Genomic DNA, 20,205 nt, shown 5'->3' with positions numbered 1-20,205 from the left:
ACAGTCTTTTGAGTATATCCATTTCTTGAGTTTGGAGTATCTTTATCTTTCTTCTCATACTTTTCATATCCAAGCTCTGTAGAAAGCTCTGCTTCAAGCATTTCTTGGATAGTATCTTTAAAAAGGTTTTTTAATGACGCATAAAGGTCTGGAATAGATTGAATATTGTTTTCACTGATGAAATTTTTTAATTGTTCCTTTGTCAAAATTGACATTTTTAAAAACCTCCTTCTCGGTTTGTTTTATTTTTGAATTCTTACCAAGAAAGAGGTTTTTAATCATTTTACACAAAATTTTTTACAGTCTCGTTTTGAGATACAAACAAATCGTTTTTGGAGAGTCTTACCGCAAATTTCGTCCCTTTTTCTCCTTCACTTTCCACCGTTATATCGCCCTAATGGGCTTTAACCAGAGTTTTAGCCATTGTCAGGCCTATCCCTGCTCCCCCTTGTCTTTCTGCTTCTCGACCTATCGCTCAACCTATTGTTCCTGTAAAACCTCTCCTAAGAGCTGATATGGCTTCATTGATTTTCTTTATCCATGTATTGCGGTTGTATACTACAAATCTTTCGGTACTATCATTGGTTTTGATCAACAACCCATTCGGTATTATTCCGGCAGTCGGCACAGCTTTAACCTCTATTATCTCGTTTAAAGGAATTATTATTTGATGCCTTTGCACATTAAAAGCATGCGACTTAAATATAAGTTCATCAGCAGTTAAAAATAACCATCCTCCAACTCCTTCTACTCCTTTGAAATGATTTGCGCCTCCGTCCATTATTATTTTTTTGCCGTTTGTAATTTGCAGACCAATTTTTTTAAACTTTCTTTTTTGCACTTCTGCAAATATACTTAATGTTAAACCAAATAATAGCCCGGAAAATAATCCTGCGAAAACTCCAGCATAGAAACCATTTAAGATACCTATACACAATCCTACAAATATCCCAAACGGAACGCCAGCATATATAAGAGTTTTAACCGCTTGCTTCACTTTTAGTCCTCCCTTAACTTAACTTATTATGCCAAAAAATATGCCTGCACGTATATATAACATTTCACGTATATATAACATTTAATTTTTCATACAAATCAATTAGTTTTTCACTCGCTCTTCACACAATTTCTCCCCGCAGCCTTTGCTTCGTACAGCATGTCGTCTACTCGCATAAGAATACTATCAATCGTATCTGAGGTTCTAAACCCAGCCACACCAAAGCTTGCTGTAACATACCCGACTCCTGGTAGAACCATATTGTTTATCTGTTCTCGAAGCTCTTCAGCCAATCTTGTCGCATCTTTTACAGAAGTTTCTGGCAATACGATTACAAACTCTTCTCCACCCCACCGCGCAAAACAATCCGTTTTGCGTATTCTCTTTTTTACCGTTTCAGCCACTTTTTTGAGAACCATATCGCCCGTAGCATGTCCAAAACTATCATTTATCTTTTTGAAATGGTCTAGATCAAACATAACAAGAGAAAACGGCCTCCCATTTCTTTTTGTTCGATCTATTTCCCGTTCCAGCATCTGCATGAAAAATCGCCTATTGTAAATATTTGTCAATGGATCAGTAATAGATTGTCTATAAATTAGTTCTTCAAATTTCTTTCGTTCAGTTATGTCACGCAAAATTCCTACCGCATGCCAGGTACTGTTAATTTTTACAGCAGAGAGAGAAAGCTCAACATCAATCTCATGCCCATCTTTATGTTTTGCCTTCAACTCAATCATTTTCCCGACAGCACTTCCTTTGCCGCTTAATTGAAATTTCTTTAATCCTTCTTTATACAGCTTGTAAAGGCTCTCATCACCTATAACTAATCTATGCAACTCTTTACCCATAACCTCTTCCTTAGAGTAACCCAACAATTTCTCCGCTGCAGGATTCCAAAAGGTTATGTTCCCTTCATCATTAATCATGATAATGGCATCGTGAGCATATTCAGTTATAGTAGCCAAAACTTCATTCTGTTCTCGTAGTTCTTCTTCCATCGCTTTGCGCTCTGTTATATCAATTATGAGCATTATATATACCTTCCTGTTCATATATTCCACAAGTTGTAGGTGAGCCTCTACAGGATAGAGTGAACCGTCTTTTCTGCGGTGGACAGTATTGAAAACAATGTATTCCTTTTTTCCTTCTGCCAGAGTAGAAAGGAGTTCTTTAAAACTTTCCAAATCAAATTCAGGTTTCAAATCTAATGGAGTCATTTTACTTAGTTCTTCCTGAGTGTATCCTAAATTTTCCCTCGCACCACGATTTGCAGCAATGAATTTCAATGTTTCAGGATGAAATATGTATGTCTCGTTAAGCGAATTTTCAAACAAATACCGATAAAACTTCAGCTCTTCTTCAGTCTGCCAGCGTGCAGTAATGTCAAATATTATCAGATACACTAGTATCTTACCCTCATGATGGATAGGAGATGAATACATCTCAACCACGCGTTCTTCTCCATTGGCTATACGGTGAACACAAACCTTTGAATCGCACCCTTTTGTCAAAGTTTCTTTAAACTTCTCCGCGGCCGCTATGTCGAAAGAACTCACAATGGCTTCTATATTCATCCGCAAGAGAGTTTCTTTAGGATAGCCATAGAAACTGCAGGCGGCTTTATTTGCCTCTATAATTTGTCCCGATTCAGGATCAACAAGTAGCATTATAGCTTTGTCTGTCTCAAATAAATTGCGAAAAAGTTCTTGATCTTTCCTTAACAGCACGTTTGCTTCGCGAAGCTTAAAAGCCATTTCTATAACAGATATCAACACATGCTCATCTACACCTTTCACTATATAACCATAACCTGTAACGGAACGGATCTTTTCCATAAGCTCTTTACTGGTATTAGCAGTGAGAAACAAAACAGGGATGTCTGTAAACTGCTGGATTATGCGAGTTGTTTCTATTCCGTCAATCTCCCCTCCAAGTTCGATATCCATAAGAATTAGATCAGGGTTTTGTTCACTTTTAACCTTTTCTACAGCTTCTTCTCCTGTGCGCACTATTTCTGCTTGGTAGCCATACTTTTTCAAAATATCTGCCGTAATTTGTGCGTTCAATCTGCTATCTTCTACAATCAGAATCCTCCTAGATGCGGTATTCATTAAAACACTTTCCCCTTTCTTAGACTAACAGCTAATAGTGTTGTGTTAGATAACAACTCTCTTTCCAGATAATATAATATTCTGTTAAATCCAATTGCTAATACAAGCTGGATATAGCCTACCATATTTCTTCGTACCCTTAATCCCAAAAAATCAAAAACATCTTTCTGAAATGTATAGCATATCATAAAATTTAATTTAAACAGGTACTGGTAAATTGTTGAGTTTTCTGTTATTCTATTATCATGAGGCATTTGCTTCACTCCTGTTATTGATGTTGTGGTAATAAGTAAAGTTATATCACAGAAGTGAGCATTTGTTTCTATAATTTTATCATGTGGAATTTATTGTAATTGATTTTTCTCATATATAGAGACAAAAGAACTTTTTAAAACATTTTTTAACAATTAAAACACCCCGTTTAAAATTTTATGTAATATCAGAAACAAATAAGTTAATACTTTACTATCTATGTATAATTATACCTCACTTGCTATTCACTATTTGTCAAAATATGTCGTAAATCAGAAAAATTATGATTTCGATCTTAATCTCATCAGACTTTGCACACATGAGAGTTAAAAAAACAGATAATATGAAAAAGTCCTTGAAAAAATATGTACTTCGTAAATATAGTCTAAATAACATTCTTTCAGAAAAGATGTGTTGTATCGATATTGCATGTCAAAATATGTCATAATATAATAAAGTAAAAATTATTTTCAAAGAAGTTACAAACTTGGATAAGTATATTTTGATTATTACCACAATGAGTACAAAAAACAGGCACCTGCTCTATCTTCTTATCTCGTTTTTGCCATTGCCTGCCTTTGCTTTTTTATACCGTCCAAAATGTCGTCCTGTATTATCACAGAGTTTTTATCTCCGTTTATCTGGCGGTTGCCCAATCTTATTATCTCGTTGGTCAACTTCCCATGCAGCAATTTTCTGTATTCCGCACGTCTCCTATTTAGCTCCGCGTATCGGACAATATTTTCTGTTTGATTTATATCTAATACCCTCTCTCATGGTATTAGTATAGCATATTTATACTATTTTTGCTTGAAAGTTAAAAATAGGCGCTCCTCCCCATAACTAAAGTTAGGAGCTACCGCGCCAAGTTTCTACCGATGTGCATGTCGCATATAAAAAAATAAGGCCCTGCGGCCTTATTTTTCGTGTCTACTCTTATTTTCCTGAATTTTCGTTTTGGTGGAATTCTTCGTATTTTCCTGCTTCTTGCCTTCTTTTGCAGGGATGACTTTGATCGTTACGGCGTTTCCCGCTGACGTGTATTTGATACCAACTTTAGTCCCAGCTTTTATTTCCGTCGTGCCTTTGGCTTTGCCAAGTCCTTCTATCTTCGTTTTGTCCGTTATATTGAATGTTTTCTGCTCATTTCCGCGTTTGACGGTTATTGTTTTGCCGTCGTAGGATACCACCATACCGCTGTATTCCAGCAGTATGAGTTCTGCCTTGATTATTACTGCTTCACTCGTATTGGGGTCGTACTTGATTTCAGCTTTGTATCCTGCCTGCAAGGCGCTTCCATCCGTAACTTTAACTTCCGTTTCCGACGTTACTGTAAACGTCTGGGTTCCGTTTTTGCCTTGTACAGTTACGCTGCTGCCATCGAAAGTCGTGATTTTGCCTTCAAATTCCTTTAGGCTTTCTTCTTTCTGCTTAAGCACGTTCTGTATCTGTTTCTGCAACTCTTTTAATTGCGCAATGGAAAGACTGTTTAACGTGTTTAAATCAATCGGCACTTGAACGGACGGTTGATTGTACACGGTTCCAGAAACGGTGCTGTCACTTGTCGCGGTTACAGCCGTACTGTCCACAGGCGTACTCGACAGGGTATCAGCAGAAGCGGGAATGGCAAGGCCCAGCAAAAACACCGTCGCAAGTATTAGTGCTATTTTCTTCATAAAAAAACCACCTCCTTCCTGTATTGTACACCTGCTCTACAAAAAGCGCAAATGTTGCACACTGAAACGCTTGTGTCAAGTACAAGTTTGCAATTCTCCTTTGTTTTATCCATCCTGTATAACCATATATCTTATATTATGGGAATTCAAAGGCCACTGCAATGGATAACGAATACGCCACCTGTCTAACAGAGTAATTATCATACTAACAATGTAAACTAACAATAAAATTGTCGATAAAACCACCATACCCCATGCTGGTGATATTTCCTTTATCATCCTTCTAATCAAGTTTTTCATAAATCCCTTTCCCTTTGAAAATTATCACTATACATTGTCAATAAAATAGCTTTTCTCGATACTCTATTGACAGCTTTCTTAACTGTTCCACTTCCATCCGATTAGCTTTGCTAAATTCCCTATAATCTCTTGAACGACTATTAATATTGATACCCAAGCCTTCAAGGTTCAAATAGTACTTTGCATTCACAGGATATACCTGTCTCTCTATCAAAGATGCAACACCTAAGAAATTTGATAATTTCTCCGCTTGTTCATACCTTTCTCGCCAGTGTTCAAAAAGCCAGACATAGAGTTCTGGATGAAAATTCGCCATAACCCCACTATACCCAGCAACCCCAAGTTTCAATGTTTCCAGCAAAGTTGCAGCATTGGCATTAAATATTTTAAGATTGCTTCCTCTCACCGCTTCTAATTTATTTCTTATATTGTCTACATCACAGCTCGTATCTTTGAGAAAGAAAAAACGACCCGTCTCGGCACAAAATTTCAACTGTTCAGGCGATATTATTCTTTTATACGGATATGGACACTCATATAAACCCAAGCAAACATCCTCCGGTATATGCTTCAAAAGCTCTTCCATATTTTTTCGCCAGATATCGTCTGATTCCTCCATTCCAGCCAGCCGATTCGTTATAAGAACTACCGCATCCACGCCAGTTTCTGCAATCAGATTTAATTCTTTTACCTGATCTTGAAAATTATCAGAGATATGTCCTGAAGCAATAACAGCGACACGATCTTTAACCTTTTCCCTCACAAAACTCGCCAGTTCTACCCTTTCTTCCAAACTCAGATAGAACATCTCGCTCGACTGACATACTGCAAAAAGCCCAGCTACACCCTTTTCCAAGTACCATTCAATCATCCTCTCCAGCCCTTCATAATCTATTTTGTTTTCATCTGTGAAAGGCGTAACCATTGTAGGCCATACGCCATCAGGTATTGATTTAGACATTATTTTTCCTCCCCTTCTCTCTTTCTTACAATGTTTCCGCCTTTTTATATTATGCCATCAGAACCTTTACTCCAGCCATTCTCTTTCAAAAGTTCTTCGGCTTTAGCAGGATCGTATGAAAATGTAGTTACTCACTTCTCTTATTTTGGTTTTGTCAAACGCGTATACCAAAGCCTTCCTGAACTTTACGTCATCAAAAGTATGAATTTGTCCATATCTTTCCTATCCCTCTATACAAATGTAGCGGGTAATTTTGTTGGGTATGGACGTTATAGTCACATACGTTATCCAAACAATCTTCCTAAGATCGCTCGCGATAAAGAATGTAAAATTGCACCCGTTGGCAAGACCATTACATTCAATTGTCTTTTTGAGCAAATGCCAACGGGCAATTTATAAGCTCCAGTTAGCTAAAGCTATTTATTGCTGATTCTGGCATTATAATTATCAACTATTTGGCCTACGATTTTTATTCTATTTATGTCTCCTGTTGAGGACAACTCATCGGATATGCCAAGTATTAACTTTGGAGCAAACAAATCTATAACTTCTTTTGCCTGTTTTATTAAATCATCTTCAGAAAAGGTTTTATCAAATAATATAGCTGCAATCCCATCTATCAAAAACATTTTATCTCCAAAGGCCTGCTTTACTTCCTCCAATGTCACATCTCCCTGGGGTACCGGCGTTACAGCTTCAATTCCGTCCAGGCCGCATTCCTGTACATATGGCAACAAAGGCTTTACATCACCATCCCAATGGGCATGTACGAATTTACCTGCCCTATGGAGCTTTTCGCATCTTCTCTGATATGATGGAAGCACATATTTCTTAAATAAATTGGGCGATAGAGTACCTGCATGAACATTATCGCCAAAATTTATAATATCTATTGGCGATTCATTGATGACATCAATTAATCTATCATGATTCTCATCCAGTATCTGAAAATATTTCTCCACAGTTTTAGGATAATCATATATAGCATAAATCGCATTTTCTACACCCATAACATCTACAAACAAATGTTGTACATTTACGCGCGGCATAAAGATGGTAGGTGCACCTAGATCTCCCCATTCTTTATAAGTTCTATCGTAATGTTCCTGATTCCATTTCCATTCCTGCCTTTCAGCAATCCACATGGCAACCTTCATATCCTCTTCTGATGTTATCCACCACTTTTTTATATAGGATGCCCAGCTATTAAGACTGGTCTCAATAATCTGTGTTATTTTCCCAACAGGCGTCTCAACTACATTCTCAATCTGACGTTCATTTATATTTCTTGAATATCTTCTTACCCTTTGATCATCAACTGCCACAAAACATCCATTATAATCATATATCCTTGCAGAACAGCCTAGCTCTTTATATATTTCAGGCAGCGTCATCCCATCATAAGGTTCCGGAAGCTTTTCTCCTGCAAATAATTTATCCTGAAGCCAACAGCCAATCCTTGGTTGCCAAATTATTTTGCCTCCTGCTGTACCCTTGATCACATCTCTATGTAATTTTGCTAAATTTAAATTTTTATGGTCTGTGCTTCTACCTTCCATTTCGTATCTCTCCTTAGAAAAGGTTTTATAAAATCACTTTTCCTACAGAAATAACATGCTTTATGTTTATATCGTCGTCAAATATAACCACATCTGCATCCTTGCCCTTAGAAAGGCTTCCTTTGCTGTCATCTATATGCATTATTTTAGCAGGGGTTGACGTCATCATTTTTACGGCATCAAGAACCGGTGCTCCCGCCAGCCTAATCATGTTCCCAACCAGTAAATCCGCTGTAGCTACACTTCCTGCAAAAGCGCTTCTGTCCATAAGTTTGGCTACACCGTCTTCCACCACCACCTTTTGTCCACCTTTTAAGCTGCCCAGGATATACTCTCCTTCAGGCATGCCCGCTGCACGCATGGAATCAGTGACTAAGGCGATTTTATCGGCCCCTTTTATTTTGTAAATCAATTTTAGCAATGGTGGAGGAAGATGCTTCCCATCGGCTATGATTTCTACAGTTAATTCGTCCATCAGCAGCGCACTCTCTATTACTCCTGCTACCCTGAAGGCATTTATCCTTCTTACTCCTGACATACCTGAATACAGGTGTGTTACATGAGTGTACCCGTTCTCTACCGCCATGACCACATCATCATATGTAGCATCACTATGACCTATGGATGCCACTATACCCCTGCTTTTCAAGTACCTGCCCAACTCCAACCCGCCTTCTATTTCAGGAGCCGCAGAAACCCTCACAATATCATCAGAGTAGCCAATTAGTTTATCCACTTCTCCCTTTGCGGGTATCCTTAAATAACGCTCATCTTGGGCTCCTTTCTGGGCTTTTGAAAAATATGGACCTTCTAGATGAACCCCCAGGATTGTAGGAAATTCACATACCCTTTTTGCCTCTTTTACATTATCCAGGGCTTTATATATATCGCCAATGGGCGCCGTCAGGGTGGTGGGAACAATAGTTGTTGTACCATGTAAAGCATGGGCTTTAGCCATACCCAGAACCGCATCCACGGTTCCATCCATCAAATCATGTCCCCCACCGCCATGGGTATGTATGTCGATAAAACCTGGCGAAATATACATACCTCCAGCATCTATCACCTTTCCTGTGAAGTTATCTGCTATATCCTTATTATAGAAACCCACGTAATCGATTTTCCCATTATTTATAACTACCATTCCATCTTTTATTTCCCTGAAAGGTGTTAAAACCCTGCCGTTTTTTATCAATATAAGATCATCCATCGCCCCTCTTCCCTTCAACTCACTTTAACTTCTCTTTTTGTCCTTACCGATTCATATATGGCTAAAATAAGATCCACTGCCTTTCGACCTTCTTCTCCCGGTACCATCGGTTCTCTATTGTTTATAATAGCATCAACCATATCCTTGATAACCGCCAGGTGGCCAAATGACGAAATTTCCGGTCCGTGTGAACCTCCCATAGCCTCCCCTGTATCAAAGGACACTTCCCCTTCTTCTGTCTTCCATTTCTTTATGCCACTGTCTCCGAAAATGATGGTGCCTTTGTCTCCGTGTACCTCAAAAACCGTCTCTTCTCCCTCAAAAACAGAAGTAGCACCTTCTATAACCCCAAATGCACCGTTTTTATACTTCATGGCAACTACAGCGGTATCCTCCACCTCAATGTTGCGCACCAGGTGATCCGCATACGCAAACACGCTGTCCACCTCTCCTACCATCCATTGTATAAGGTCAATTCCGTGTATACCCTGGTTCATCAGAGCACCGCCTCCATCCAGCTCCCATGTGCCCCGCCAGTCTTCACTGTCATAGTAGGCCTGACTTCTAAAATACTTGAGGTAGGCGTTGGCCATTACGATTTTTCCCAGTTTTCCTTCTCTAATGGCCTCACGAGCCTTGATCGCTGACAGCATGGTCCTCCTCTGAAACACGCACCCCAGCTTTACCCCATTATCCCGACAAGCTTTTATCATGGCGGTCATCTTTTCCTTATTGATATCCAGCGGTTTCTCACACAGAACATTTTTTCCTGCTCTAGCTGCATCAATGGTTATATCACCGTGCAAGCCACTGGGCACGCATACGGAAACCACATCAATGTCATCCCTGTTGAGAAGATCGTGATAGTCTATGTAATAGTCCTTTACGCCAAACTTTTCTGCCATTTTTTTGGCCCTGTCTTCAATGATATCGCAGACAGCTACCAGCTCAGCATTATCCAGCTTCTTGATAGACTCTGCGTGAGCAGGTCCTATAACGCCACAGCCTATAATCCCAAACCTCACCTTTTTATTCATCTTGTTATCCCCCTATCTCATTTAAGGTTTTATTCAAATTATAAAGGCACTCATCAGAGGCTTCATAACCACCCATGGAAAACGTATTACCTGAAGGCTTATTTAACAAATCTTCAGAGAGAGGCCTTTTTCTGTAATGGGTCTCCAGACTAATATACCCATCATAGCCATCCTGGATCAGCCTTCTTAGCTGCCCTTTCCAGTCCACATCTCCCTCTCCAAACGTTACAGATTTAACTTCATTATCAATCTTTTTAGCGTCTTTCAGATGCATGTGAACTATATAGTCTTTTATGATCCCGTAACCATCGGGGTATGGCACTTCATTATATGGTTCAAATATATCATTGGCCGGATCCCACAAGGCTTTTACGTACTCCGAATCTATCTTTTCAATCAACTCTTTTACCAGAGCCGCATTGGTCAAATTAACCGACGGCTCGTTTTCTACTGCGATATACTTCTTGTTTTTCTCAGCGACCTCTACTATAGGCAGGTATAACTTGCAAATCTCGTCAATGGATGGCTTTACATCAGATCTCCAGAAGGTAAACGCGCGTATGATATTGGTCTCAAACACATCTGATAACTCTATACACCTTTGAAAAATCTTTATGTGCTTATCATATTCTTCTTTATTATCTATATGAGATTTAAATACCGGTGACGCTATGGCACACACCTTTACACTTTCCCTTTTAAATATCTGTTTCAGAGAATTAATTTCTTCATCATCCAACTCAAAAATCTGTCTATCCCATATGGAGCGCAGCTCAACCGCCTTTAAACCATATTTTTTCATAAGCTTAATTACATCCCGGATGTCCTGGGATATCTCATCAGTTATAACCCCGATTTTCAGCACAGTATCACCCTTTTTACCAGATAATCAAATGATTTTTTCAGCAGAATCCATATCTAAATACAGATACGCCCTCGGGTGAGTCCTTAAAATAGAGGCAGGGCAATCCTCTACAATGTCGCCTTTTAACGTATTGTAAACTGCTTCGGCCTTGGTCTTAGCCGGAACTATGCAATATATAAACTGGGACGACATAATCGTGGGAATTGTCAGCGTTATAGCATAGCGCGGCACTTCATCCAGAGAGGAAAAGCAACCGTCATGTACCTGCTGCATACGGCACCTTTCATCCAGCTCCACCACCTTTACGAGCTTCTTATCGTTAAAATCCGCCACCCATGGGTCATTAAAGGCTATATGCCCGTTTTCACCTATTCCTATACAGCCTATATCAATGGGATGTTCCTTTAAGAGCTCAGAATACCTCCTGCATTCAGCCTCAATGTCCTGAGCATTTCCATCGATGTAATTTACACTCTTAAATCCAACTTTTCCAAATATTCTATCCTTCAGAAAGTTGGCAAAACGCTGGGGTGCTTCTATGCTGAGGCCTATATACTCATCCAGATGAAATGCATTGATTCTACCCCAATCTACGTCATCATATGAGACAAGGGAAGCAAGAAATTCATTTTGCGAAGGAGCCGCTGCAAATACCATGTTTATTGCATCTTTCTCCTCTAACAACTCTAATATTCTATCGTGGACATCCCTTGCTGCCAGTTTCCCCATCTCATCTCTGTTTTCCGATATGAATACCTCAAGATTATCCACCTTGAAATTCTTAATATAACTCATAGCACATTCTCCCCTCGCATCTCTCTAGCTGCCTCTACCATGGCTAGATAACCATAAACCGGCACATAATCAGGAATAGAATTCCCTGAGCCTAACGCAAATCCAGCATTTTTCTTCTTTTCAGTGGCATATTTTATAACTTCTCTTACGTATTCTTTTATTTCGGCCTCAGGCATTCTACACAACACATCTGTATCCACACCGCCAAAATTGCCTATGCGTTGGCCATACTTATCCACCCATACAGAGAATGGAGCAATTTGATCTTCATTGGAATGCTTGGCGTCAATTTTCGCTATATTTATGATATCGTCCATAACTGAAAAAATATTTCCACATGAATGCAACAAAAAAGGTTTTCCATACAAATGTACCAACTCTACTATCCTGGCATACTGAGGTATCACATTTTCCCTTATGTCCTCTGCCGATATAAGGGTGTTGGTCTTAAAGCCTAGATCGTCGCCAAACCTGCATACTGCATATATTTCTCCATACTTTTGTAAAAAGATATTCCATATCTTATACATCACATCCCCAACTTTAGCAAATAGATCTCTGTAAAGCTGAGGATCATCTACAGATATATAACATAAATCCATATATCCCACTATATCCTGCATCAGCTCAAACACACCGTTACCCGGACCGCCTATAGCCTTCATTCCTTCTGGCATCACTTCCCCCAACAGGCGAAAATCTTCATCATACATCTGAAAATATCTTTGGGGTATAGAGTCCCAGGGATATTTTTCAAAATCCTCCCTCGTCTTTATAACACCAGGCTTATGTCCTCCTAATGCACCACTTCCAGGCATGGCAGGCCCAATACATCTCTCAAAGCTTACTGTATCATATTCCATCCTTTTGAAGAACTCCACATAATTCCTGAAAAATTCCTTCCTATCTTCCAGATCACCGTTGTATAGATCTGCAAATTTCTTATTCAATACCTGTTCCATAATGCTTTCAGATATTATATGCTCGTAAAGAGGCATTCGAGCTGTTCTCCGATTTTTTGCAGCATTTACGATATTCATATAATCTGGTATAAAATCATTCATTTTCCTAAACAACCTCCTTCCCCTCTATCGATAACACGTTTGTAACATCTTCACTTAATTTAGTTAATTAATTTTTCTCATATAATTATACCATAAATATACAAAAACGCACACAAAATTACTTAAATACAAAATAGGTTGCTCCGATGCTTTTAAGCTTTTTCGGAAGCAACCTATCTATTCACATCATTTATCCTGAGCCAATACCGAGATACGACTTGCCAAGGCCAATATCACCGTATAGCCTATTATTGCCCCTATTCCACTGGAAAGGGAAAAGGGAGCAACAAACATAAAGGCTGCGCCAGAGCTCCCGAGGATATATTTAGCTATAGGGTAAGAAAGTAAAGCACCTATAATGCCTGTACCTATAACCTCTCCTATAGGTGCAAAATAGAGTTTACCCGTAAGCCTATAGAGGTACCCTGCGAGGAAAGCTCCAACCATGCCTCCAGGAAAAGCCAGCAGCGAACCAACTCCCAGGAGATTCCTCAAAAGTCCTATAACAAAGGCCACTTCCAGAGCTCCCCAGGGGCCAAAGAGAACTGCTGAGATGACATTGATGGCGTGTTGAACAGGGGCAGCTTTGGCTACGCCTACGCTAAACCATGTATACTGGGCCGTAAATGTGCCTATGGCAACGATGAGGGCCATCAGGACCATGCGCTGTACCCTATTCATATCTTGCTTTCATCCCTTTCCTTATCTTTTCTTCTGTAAGGTTATATATCTCATCAAAGAACGCCATCTTAAAGCTACCTGGGCCTTTAACCTCATCCTTAGATGCGGCCAGCTCACCAGCCAGTCCAAAGGAGACAAACGCCGCTACTGTTGCCTCAAAGCTGTCCTCATTGGCACCGCAGAAACTCCCCACTACCGACGTGAGCATACAGCCTGTACCGGTGATGGTACCCATCATAGGATGGCCGTTGTCCACATAAGCCACTCTATTTCCATCGGTAATTATATCGGTTGCTCCTGATACTGCCACCACCGTCTTATATTTTTTTGCCATATCTCTGGCAGCGCTGAGGATATCATCTACGCCTCCTGCAGACTCCACTCCCCTTATTCTTCCGCCCTTACCGGCAAGAATGGATATCTCCGCGCTATTTCCCTTGATGACAGATACTCTGACTTCCTCCAGTATTCTTTTAGCGCTCTGCGTCCTCATAGATGTGGCTCCAGCGCCCACAGGATCCAATATGACGGGTATACCCAATGAATTAGCGGCCTTTCCTGCTTTTACCATGGCATCTACCTGTTCCTTTGTGAGAGTGCCGATATTTAAAACCAGGGCCTGGGCCGCACCTGCCATTTCCTCCACCTCTTCTAGAGCATGGGCCATCACCGGTAGGGCCCCTATGGCCAGGGTTACGTTGGCACAATCGTTAATGGTAACCATATTGGTTATATGATGAATTAACGGCTTTTTATCCCTCAAAATTGTCAATAAACCTTCTACCATTTCAAATTCCTCCTGTCACTTATCGCTTTTTCTATAGTCTGCAAGAGTCGTCTAGAATTTTCTTCTACATCTCCGGAAAATACAGCCGAAACCGATGAGATACCATCTACCTCCGATTTTAGCATGATTTCGTATGCATTTTCTTGAGTTATCCCTCCTATAGCCACCACAGGAATACTTACGGCTTCCTTGATTTTTTGCAAACCTTCTATACCTATGGCGTCAGCCTCTGGTTTTGTTAGGGTGGTATATACAGCCCCTACACCCAGATAATCTGCTCCATCCCTTTCCGCTTTTACAGCCTCTTCCACAGTACTGGCGGATACACCCAGTATCTTATCAGGTCCAATGAGCCTTCTTACCACCTCTGCAGGAAGGTCCTCCTGCCCTACATGGACGCCATCAGCATCCACTGCCAGGGCTATATCCACTCTGTCATTGATTATGAGGGGGATGTTATTATGCTTTGTAACTTCCTTAACCTTAAGTGCCAGCTCATAAAACTCTTTACTTGATATCTCTTTTTCCCTCAATTGTATTATAGTAGCACCGCCTCTTATCGCAAGCTCTACCGCTGATACAAGGTCTATACCTTTTAGATATGAGCGGTCTGTCACAGCATAGAGCCTCAAATCCATGTGTATACCCCTTTCATTGTGATTTTTATGAAGCCTGCCGACCAAATGCTATACCAATCTTATGGGCGATCAGATATACAATCCCTGTAAGGATCACATCGGGTAACGTGACCCCTATAACCGTGTTATACCTCAGGAGGACATAATAAAGCACCACGCCTATACCCCATGAAACCAAAGCTTTAACATTAAATAATTGCTTGCTTTTATCCTCTTTAAAAATAAAATAGCCAATCACCAACACTGCAAAAAGTGGTGCAAATACCGAACCTATAGCGTAAAGGAAGTTTTCATACTGCTCCATGGGAAATACGAGGGCCACTATTGTGCCAATAGCGCCCATAATCACAGATACCAGCTTTTCGTCCCCTTTCTTTATGTTCAAAAACGACATGGCAGAAGAATACACATCTAAAAATGTAGTGGTAACCGTAGACATAACGACTATTAGCAGGGCATAAATCCCCAAGCCCGCTTTCAACATTATCTCCGTTGGATCACTGCTTTTGAATGCGAGAGCTGTACCCAATCCTATAATATACATCCACGCACTTCCTATAAAGTAACCAAACCATGTTGCAATAGCTGAACCCTTTTCTGATTCCGCTGCCCTAGTGTAATCAGATACCAGTGGAAGCCACGATAAAGGCATCACTACCGCCAGCTCAAATCCCTGCCCAAAACTCATGCCACCACTAACTTTAGCTGGTATACCCCCTCTAAACACCAGAAAGCTCATAACGATGGTCAAAACAAATAGCAATACCACTGCAGTGTTGTTTATCTCATTAAAACCTCTATTACCAGAATATAACCACAATATAACCAGAAACCCTGTAATCATTGCCCAGACGTAGAAGTTATCAAATCCCCACAACTTTATAGATATGGTATTCATTGAACGCCCGGCCACAATAATCATCACAGCAGTCCATCCTATAAGTTGAAGGATATTGAGTAGCGAAAACAAATAAGAACCGTATACTCCGAAGGTGTAGCGGGTAGATTCCATGGAACTAGCCCTTTCTCTAAAGCCTATTATACCAGTCAGCACAAGAAAGGTATTTCCAAGGATGTGACCCAACAGGATGGCTAGTACACCTTTTTTAAATCCCATGGGAGCATATAAAGCCCCGGTCATTATCTCAGCCATAGAAACAGCTGCTCCAAACCAAAGCAAAAACATGCTTCGATTAGAGATCTTAACGTTCACGGGCATCTCCTCCTATGCGAAGGTTCCAAAAATGATTGGTAGGGCCTACCCCATGTCCTATATCCAGCGAGTTTTTTATAGCACCTGTGATGTAATGCTTTGCTCTTTTTATAGACTCCAGCAGGTCATATCCTAAAGCCAGATTAGCAGCAATGGCTGAGGAAAATGTACATCCGGTGCCATGGGTGTTTTCCGTATCAATCCTCTCTGATGTAATCTCATAAAATTCCTTCCCATCATAAAAGACATCCAAAGCATCGCCGGTGAGGTGCCCACCCTTTACCACCACCGTCCTGGCTCCAAGGTCCAGTATCCTCCTGGCAGCCTCTTTCATGTCTTCTTTGTTTTCAATCTCCATGCCGCTTAATGCTCCCGCCTCCATAAGGTTAGGTGTCACCACAAGGCTTAATGGGATAAGCTCTCGCTTTAAAGCCTCCATAGCTTCCGGTTTTAATAAGTGACTTCCACTTTTTGAAATCATCACCGGATCCAGCACAACCTTATCAGGCTTATAAGTCTTTAAGCCTTCAGCAACGGCTTTGATGATACCTTCACTGGATACCATGCCTATTTTCACAGCATCAGGATACAAATCTTCAAAGACCGCTTTCATCTGCAGAAATACCATCTCCGGGCTTATATCTTCTATCCCGAGAACACCCGTGGTATTCTGCGCTGTAATAGATGTGATGACACTCATGCCGTAAACTCCATGAGCCGAATAAGTTTTTAAATCAGCCTGTATACCCGCTCCGCCACCCGAATCAGAGCCAGCAATAGTAAGTGCCAGTTTCATAATACCACCTCCGCATAAATTAAGCCCACCTGCATGGGTGGGCATTTTCGTAAAATCAAAGTATTTTATTCAAACACTTTGATGCTTCCCTACGCAGGCATTATCCTGACAGGTTCCAAGGGTCGGGAACTAATCCCCTCTCAGCCTCATACGAAGCTCCCCTAGCATCCATTCTATTTAATTTTTACATAACTTCACTGCAATCCCCTGTGCCATATTATGTGTTTTGCTTTAGTATATCACAATTTTAAATCAAATCCAAGTAATTAGTTATGACATGTCGCTTTAAATATATCCATTGTCTGTTTAGCTGTTTTCCTCCATGAAAACTGAGCTGCTCTTTTTAAACTTTTTTCTCTCAAAATGTTTATAAGCTCTTTGTTTGTTAATATTTCTGCCATTTTATATGCGATTTCCTCAGGATTTAAAGGATTTACAAGCACCGCTGCATCACCTGCAATTTCTGAAGTAGCCCCTCTGTTAGAGGTTAAAACCGGCAATCCACAAGCCATAGCTTCTATTATAACCAAACCAAAACCTTCGTATAATGATGGAAAAACAAATAAATCTGCAGCATTGTATAAGAAAACAAGTTCTTTTTCTGTTAAATCATTAATACAAATTAAATCATATCCAATTTTTATCCCTAGCCTTTCTAATAGTACGCGTTTTTCTTCAATTTGATTTATATATTCACTCACCATTACAAGTTTGTGTTTTAAATGATACTTATTCTTTGAAATTAAATATGCCATTATAAGGTTATTTATATTTTTTCGTCTCTTAGCACTCCCTACGTAAAGTATAAATGGCTCATTGATACCATATTTATCTCTTACATGACTTTTTGCCTTTTCCTTATTAATTGCAGAAAATTCATCACCTGGAGCTAAATAAGTCACTTCTACTTTATTTTCGGGTACTTCAAGATATTTAATAATATCACTTTTAGATGCATAAGATCCCGTTATTATTTTAGCAGCTTCTTTAGCTGATATTGGAACCCATTTTTTTAAATAATAATACTTGCTTTCTTCATAATCATACGGATCAAAATAATAATAAATATCATGTATCATTACTATCCCAGGACTTGAAATATTTGCTGGTAAAACAAAATTTGGTGAAAAAAAACAATCTATGTTTTCTTTATTAACAGCTTAAGCTAAATAACATCTCTCCCATTCTGCACTTCTTGGGTTCAATACTTCCTTTGTAGAAACAAAGCGCATGTAAACATTTTTACCATGAACTGACGTACAACCTTTTTTCTGAAAAAGGATTATATCATTTTTCTCTTCCTCGTTAATAGCTAATAAAGAATAGATAAGCCGTTGTGCATATGTTAATATTCCACTATTCCCATTTTCTTTTGATAAAATGTCAAATCCGCAAAACACATCTATTCCAATTCTCAATTTAACTTTCACCGTCCTCCCTTTCCTGATTTATAAACAACTTATAATACAATCCTTTTTGCTCCATAAGTTCATGGTGTATACCTTTTTCTACTATCTTGCCTCTCTCAAGCACTACTATCTGGTCCGCATTGGTTACCATCCCAAGATCATGGGTTATTATTATCACCGTTTTGTCCATTGCTAATTTATCTATCTCTTCTACAAATCTTCTGGAAGCTTCTTTATCTAACCATGATGTGGCCTCGTCAAATATCAATATCTCTGGATTTCTTAACAGTACTCGGGCTATTGCAATTCTCTGCTTTTGACCACCTGATAAACCTGTTCCCATCTCTCCCAGTTCCGTTTCATAACCATCAGGCATTTTTATTATAAAATCATGGGCATTAGCTCTCTTCGCTGCCTCTATTACTTCTTCATCAGTAGCATCCCATTTCCCAAACCTTATATTCTCTTTTATACTCGCCTTGAACAAAAAGGGCTCTTGAAACACCACTCCTATATGATCCCTCAACGAATTGTCTTTTATTTCACTTATATCTATCCCGTCTATGTATATATGCCCTCTATTAGGCTTATAAAATTTTAATAACAAATCTGCTATAGTGCTCTTGCCAGCTCCGCTCAAACCAACCAATGCCGTCTTACTTTTTGCTTTTATTTCTAAATCTATACCCTCTAACCTGAACTCTGAGCCAGGGTACTGAAAAGATACATTTTTAAAGAAAATATTTCCTTTTATATTTTTTAACACTTTCAATTTTTTTTCTTCTTTTTCTTCTTCGATTATATTTAAATTCTTTATTCTATCCCATGCTCCATCACTAGTTCGTATACTGGCAAATAGGTTTCCAAAATTCTGCAAAGGCACTATTATATTCCCTATATACATGATCGACGCTACTGCTGTACCTGGCTCTAACCTTCCTCTTTGTATCTCGAAAACCGATATTAAAAATGCTAAAGCCTCTAATACATAAAAAAATAAATAAGGACCAGAAGAACTTTCCAGAGAAACAAATTTTTCTTTAAGCGACTTGTGCTTTATATCTTCAATAATATTTTTTAACCGATCATTTACCAAATCACAAGCGTTTAATGCTTTTATCTCCCTTGCTGCCACTAAGCTCTCCTGTAATGTAGAATTGTAATTGGATATTTTATCCTGTAATTTAGTACTTATTTCTCTTAATCTTTTCGATAAATAGTACGGTAGAAGAGTAAAAACGATGCAAAACGCAGGTACGAGCCATAATAGTTTTACATTTATAACTTTTATAATTACAATCGTTGTAAAAAACAATATTATATCTACAATCATTTCACCGACGGCTTCATATTTTTCGGCATACACAGGAATATCGTTTGTAAGGCATGACATTATGTCACCTATCTGCATCCTTTTGAGTTTGTGTATAGGTACAGAGCAAACGTGAGAATAAATCCTGTTCCGAAAATCAACAATAATATTCTGTTTAACCTGCGTATACAAATATGAAGATAAATTTATAAAAATTTCACCTAAAACTCTTCCTATAAAAAGCAAGATAATAACTTTATACAAACTTATATCAATTTTATTATTTTCAAAGCTATCAATAAGGATTTTAAATGCCCACGGATACAAAAGCCATGAGGACATCATTCCAATCAAACCTATTAATACGGCCAATACTTCAAAAATAATACTTTTTTTATTAAATTTCATTTAATCCCTCCACATAAAATTCTTATATAGTTTATTGTGAACTCCACAAAATTCTAAAACAATAGAATTTTCGCAATATATATTCAAAGAATTTCCCCACTTTTGTTTAATCTACACCATATGAGATGATA

At 39.1% G+C, this 20,205-nt stretch carries 21 protein-coding genes and 1 riboswitch; all 21 genes read right to left on the bottom strand.

The genetic code is table 11. The annotated features are described in order from the left end of the window. A partial coding sequence (locus BUB87_RS05650; RefSeq protein WP_200792766.1) for a transposase occupies positions 1-215 on the bottom strand: 215 nt, incomplete at its 3' end. A gap of 260 nt (positions 216-475) precedes the next feature. Beyond that, positions 476-997: a GRAM domain-containing protein gene (locus BUB87_RS05645; RefSeq protein WP_084110943.1), complete on the bottom strand. Its 522-nt coding sequence runs from the start codon at positions 995-997 to the stop codon at positions 476-478. A 110-nt stretch (positions 998-1,107) separates the two neighbouring features. Further along, positions 1,108-3,111 carry a PAS domain S-box protein gene (locus tag BUB87_RS05640; RefSeq protein WP_073342622.1) on the bottom strand — a complete coding sequence of 668 codons (2,004 nt, stop codon included), beginning with the start codon at positions 3,109-3,111 and terminating at the stop codon, positions 1,108-1,110. A gap of 803 nt (positions 3,112-3,914) precedes the next feature. Further along, the gene (locus BUB87_RS14875) at positions 3,915-4,040 is read right to left on the bottom strand and encodes a hypothetical protein (RefSeq protein ID WP_268761604.1); all 126 of its coding nucleotides are present in this window, start codon (positions 4,038-4,040) and stop codon (positions 3,915-3,917) included. A gap of 240 nt (positions 4,041-4,280) precedes the next feature. Beyond that, positions 4,281-5,039, bottom strand: a complete 759-nt coding sequence (locus BUB87_RS05630; protein ID WP_073342617.1) for a DUF5666 domain-containing protein — start codon at positions 5,037-5,039, stop codon at positions 4,281-4,283. A 105-nt stretch (positions 5,040-5,144) separates the two neighbouring features. Then, positions 5,145-5,339, bottom strand: coding sequence for a hypothetical protein (locus tag BUB87_RS05625; protein WP_073342614.1), 195 nt, complete (start codon positions 5,337-5,339; stop codon positions 5,145-5,147). A 37-nt stretch (positions 5,340-5,376) separates the two neighbouring features. Further along, positions 5,377-6,300 (bottom strand): dihydrodipicolinate synthase family protein, encoded by a 924-nt coding sequence (locus BUB87_RS05620; protein WP_073342612.1) that lies wholly within the window; start codon positions 6,298-6,300, stop codon positions 5,377-5,379. Between the two features lie 416 nt (positions 6,301-6,716). Further along, positions 6,717-7,859 (bottom strand): uroporphyrinogen decarboxylase family protein, encoded by a 1,143-nt coding sequence (locus BUB87_RS05615; RefSeq protein WP_073342610.1) that lies wholly within the window; start codon positions 7,857-7,859, stop codon positions 6,717-6,719. Positions 7,860-7,884: 25 nt separating this feature from the next. After that, on the bottom strand, positions 7,885-9,069 hold the full coding sequence (gene nagA / locus BUB87_RS05610; RefSeq protein WP_073342606.1) for an N-acetylglucosamine-6-phosphate deacetylase: 1,185 nt from the start codon (positions 9,067-9,069) through the stop codon (positions 7,885-7,887). 14 nt (positions 9,070-9,083) lie between these two features. After that, on the bottom strand, positions 9,084-10,106 hold the full coding sequence (locus BUB87_RS05605) for a Gfo/Idh/MocA family protein (protein ID WP_073342603.1): 1,023 nt from the start codon (positions 10,104-10,106) through the stop codon (positions 9,084-9,086). 4 nt (positions 10,107-10,110) lie between these two features. After that, positions 10,111-10,971, bottom strand: a complete 861-nt coding sequence (locus BUB87_RS05600; RefSeq protein WP_073342600.1) for a sugar phosphate isomerase/epimerase family protein — start codon at positions 10,969-10,971, stop codon at positions 10,111-10,113. Positions 10,972-10,995: 24 nt separating this feature from the next. Next, entirely contained in the window at positions 10,996-11,766 is a 771-nt protein-coding gene (locus tag BUB87_RS05595) for a glucosamine-6-phosphate deaminase (protein WP_073342598.1), read from the bottom strand. Beyond that, positions 11,763-12,842 carry a uroporphyrinogen decarboxylase family protein gene (locus BUB87_RS05590; RefSeq protein WP_200792765.1) on the bottom strand — a complete coding sequence of 360 codons (1,080 nt, stop codon included), beginning with the start codon at positions 12,840-12,842 and terminating at the stop codon, positions 11,763-11,765. Before BUB87_RS05590 ends, BUB87_RS05595 begins: the two co-directional genes overlap by 4 nt. Positions 12,843-13,016: 174 nt before the next feature. Next, positions 13,017-13,511: an energy coupling factor transporter S component ThiW gene (thiW, locus tag BUB87_RS05585; RefSeq protein ID WP_073342592.1), complete on the bottom strand. Its 495-nt coding sequence runs from the start codon at positions 13,509-13,511 to the stop codon at positions 13,017-13,019. Then, the gene (thiM, locus tag BUB87_RS05580) at positions 13,504-14,298 is read right to left on the bottom strand and encodes a hydroxyethylthiazole kinase (RefSeq protein ID WP_073342589.1); all 795 of its coding nucleotides are present in this window, start codon (positions 14,296-14,298) and stop codon (positions 13,504-13,506) included. Before thiM ends, thiW begins: the two co-directional genes overlap by 8 nt. Then, positions 14,292-14,936 (bottom strand): thiamine phosphate synthase, encoded by a 645-nt coding sequence (thiE, locus tag BUB87_RS05575; RefSeq protein ID WP_073342586.1) that lies wholly within the window; start codon positions 14,934-14,936, stop codon positions 14,292-14,294. Before thiE ends, thiM begins: the two co-directional genes overlap by 7 nt. 25 nt (positions 14,937-14,961) lie before the next feature. Then, a complete protein-coding gene (gene cytX / locus BUB87_RS05570) occupies positions 14,962-16,149 on the bottom strand; it encodes a putative hydroxymethylpyrimidine transporter CytX (protein WP_200792764.1) in 1,188 nt (395 codons plus the stop codon). Then, positions 16,139-16,945, bottom strand: a complete 807-nt coding sequence (thiD, locus tag BUB87_RS05565) for a bifunctional hydroxymethylpyrimidine kinase/phosphomethylpyrimidine kinase (protein WP_073342581.1) — start codon at positions 16,943-16,945, stop codon at positions 16,139-16,141. The genes cytX and thiD overlap by 11 nt, the downstream gene beginning before the upstream one ends. A gap of 69 nt (positions 16,946-17,014) precedes the next feature. Continuing rightward, positions 17,015-17,118, bottom strand: a riboswitch (TPP riboswitch). Between the two features lie 93 nt (positions 17,119-17,211). After that, positions 17,212-18,024 (bottom strand): glycosyltransferase family 4 protein, encoded by an 813-nt coding sequence (locus BUB87_RS05560; RefSeq protein ID WP_073342578.1) that lies wholly within the window; start codon positions 18,022-18,024, stop codon positions 17,212-17,214. Between the two features lie 81 nt (positions 18,025-18,105). Beyond that, a complete protein-coding gene (locus tag BUB87_RS05555; protein ID WP_073342575.1) occupies positions 18,106-18,375 on the bottom strand; it encodes a hypothetical protein in 270 nt (89 codons plus the stop codon). Next, positions 18,365-20,074, bottom strand: coding sequence for an ABC transporter ATP-binding protein (locus BUB87_RS05550; RefSeq protein WP_073342572.1), 1,710 nt, complete (start codon positions 20,072-20,074; stop codon positions 18,365-18,367). The genes BUB87_RS05555 and BUB87_RS05550 overlap by 11 nt, the downstream gene beginning before the upstream one ends. Positions 20,075-20,205: the final 131 nt, after the last annotated feature.

Origin of the sequence: Caldanaerobius fijiensis DSM 17918, from assembly GCF_900129075.1 — a bacterium.
Classification (GTDB): Bacteria; Bacillota; Thermoanaerobacteria; order Thermoanaerobacterales; family Caldanaerobiaceae; genus Caldanaerobius; species Caldanaerobius fijiensis.
Note: the sequence above shows the minus strand (reverse complement) of the source record. Positions and strands in the feature narration are given on the sequence as shown.

What these genes read in the sequence shown, in the direction of transcription:
- BUB87_RS05640 (WP_073342622.1), bottom strand. Translation starts at nt 3,111, where the DNA reads ATGAATACCGCATCTAGGAGGATTCTGATTGTAGAAGATAGCAGATTG.
- BUB87_RS05630 (WP_073342617.1), bottom strand. Translation starts at nt 5,039, where the DNA reads ATGAAGAAAATAGCACTAATACTTGCGACGGTGTTTTTGCTGGGCCTT.
- BUB87_RS05625 (WP_073342614.1), bottom strand. Translation starts at nt 5,339, where the DNA reads ATGAAAAACTTGATTAGAAGGATGATAAAGGAAATATCACCAGCATGG.
- BUB87_RS05620 (WP_073342612.1), bottom strand. Translation starts at nt 6,300, where the DNA reads ATGTCTAAATCAATACCTGATGGCGTATGGCCTACAATGGTTACGCCT.
- BUB87_RS05615 (WP_073342610.1), bottom strand. Translation starts at nt 7,859, where the DNA reads ATGGAAGGTAGAAGCACAGACCATAAAAATTTAAATTTAGCAAAATTA.
- nagA (WP_073342606.1), bottom strand. Translation starts at nt 9,069, where the DNA reads ATGGATGATCTTATATTGATAAAAAACGGCAGGGTTTTAACACCTTTC.
- BUB87_RS05605 (WP_073342603.1), bottom strand. Translation starts at nt 10,106, where the DNA reads ATGAATAAAAAGGTGAGGTTTGGGATTATAGGCTGTGGCGTTATAGGA.
- BUB87_RS05595 (WP_073342598.1), bottom strand. Translation starts at nt 11,766, where the DNA reads ATGAGTTATATTAAGAATTTCAAGGTGGATAATCTTGAGGTATTCATA.
- thiW (WP_073342592.1), bottom strand. Translation starts at nt 13,511, where the DNA reads ATGAATAGGGTACAGCGCATGGTCCTGATGGCCCTCATCGTTGCCATA.
- thiM (WP_073342589.1), bottom strand. Translation starts at nt 14,298, where the DNA reads ATGGTAGAAGGTTTATTGACAATTTTGAGGGATAAAAAGCCGTTAATT.
- thiE (WP_073342586.1), bottom strand. Translation starts at nt 14,936, where the DNA reads ATGGATTTGAGGCTCTATGCTGTGACAGACCGCTCATATCTAAAAGGT.
- thiD (WP_073342581.1), bottom strand. Translation starts at nt 16,945, where the DNA reads ATGAAACTGGCACTTACTATTGCTGGCTCTGATTCGGGTGGCGGAGCG.
- BUB87_RS05560 (WP_073342578.1), bottom strand. Translation starts at nt 18,024, where the DNA reads ATGATACATGATATTTATTATTATTTTGATCCGTATGATTATGAAGAA.
- BUB87_RS05550 (WP_073342572.1), bottom strand. Translation starts at nt 20,074, where the DNA reads ATGAAATTTAATAAAAAAAGTATTATTTTTGAAGTATTGGCCGTATTA.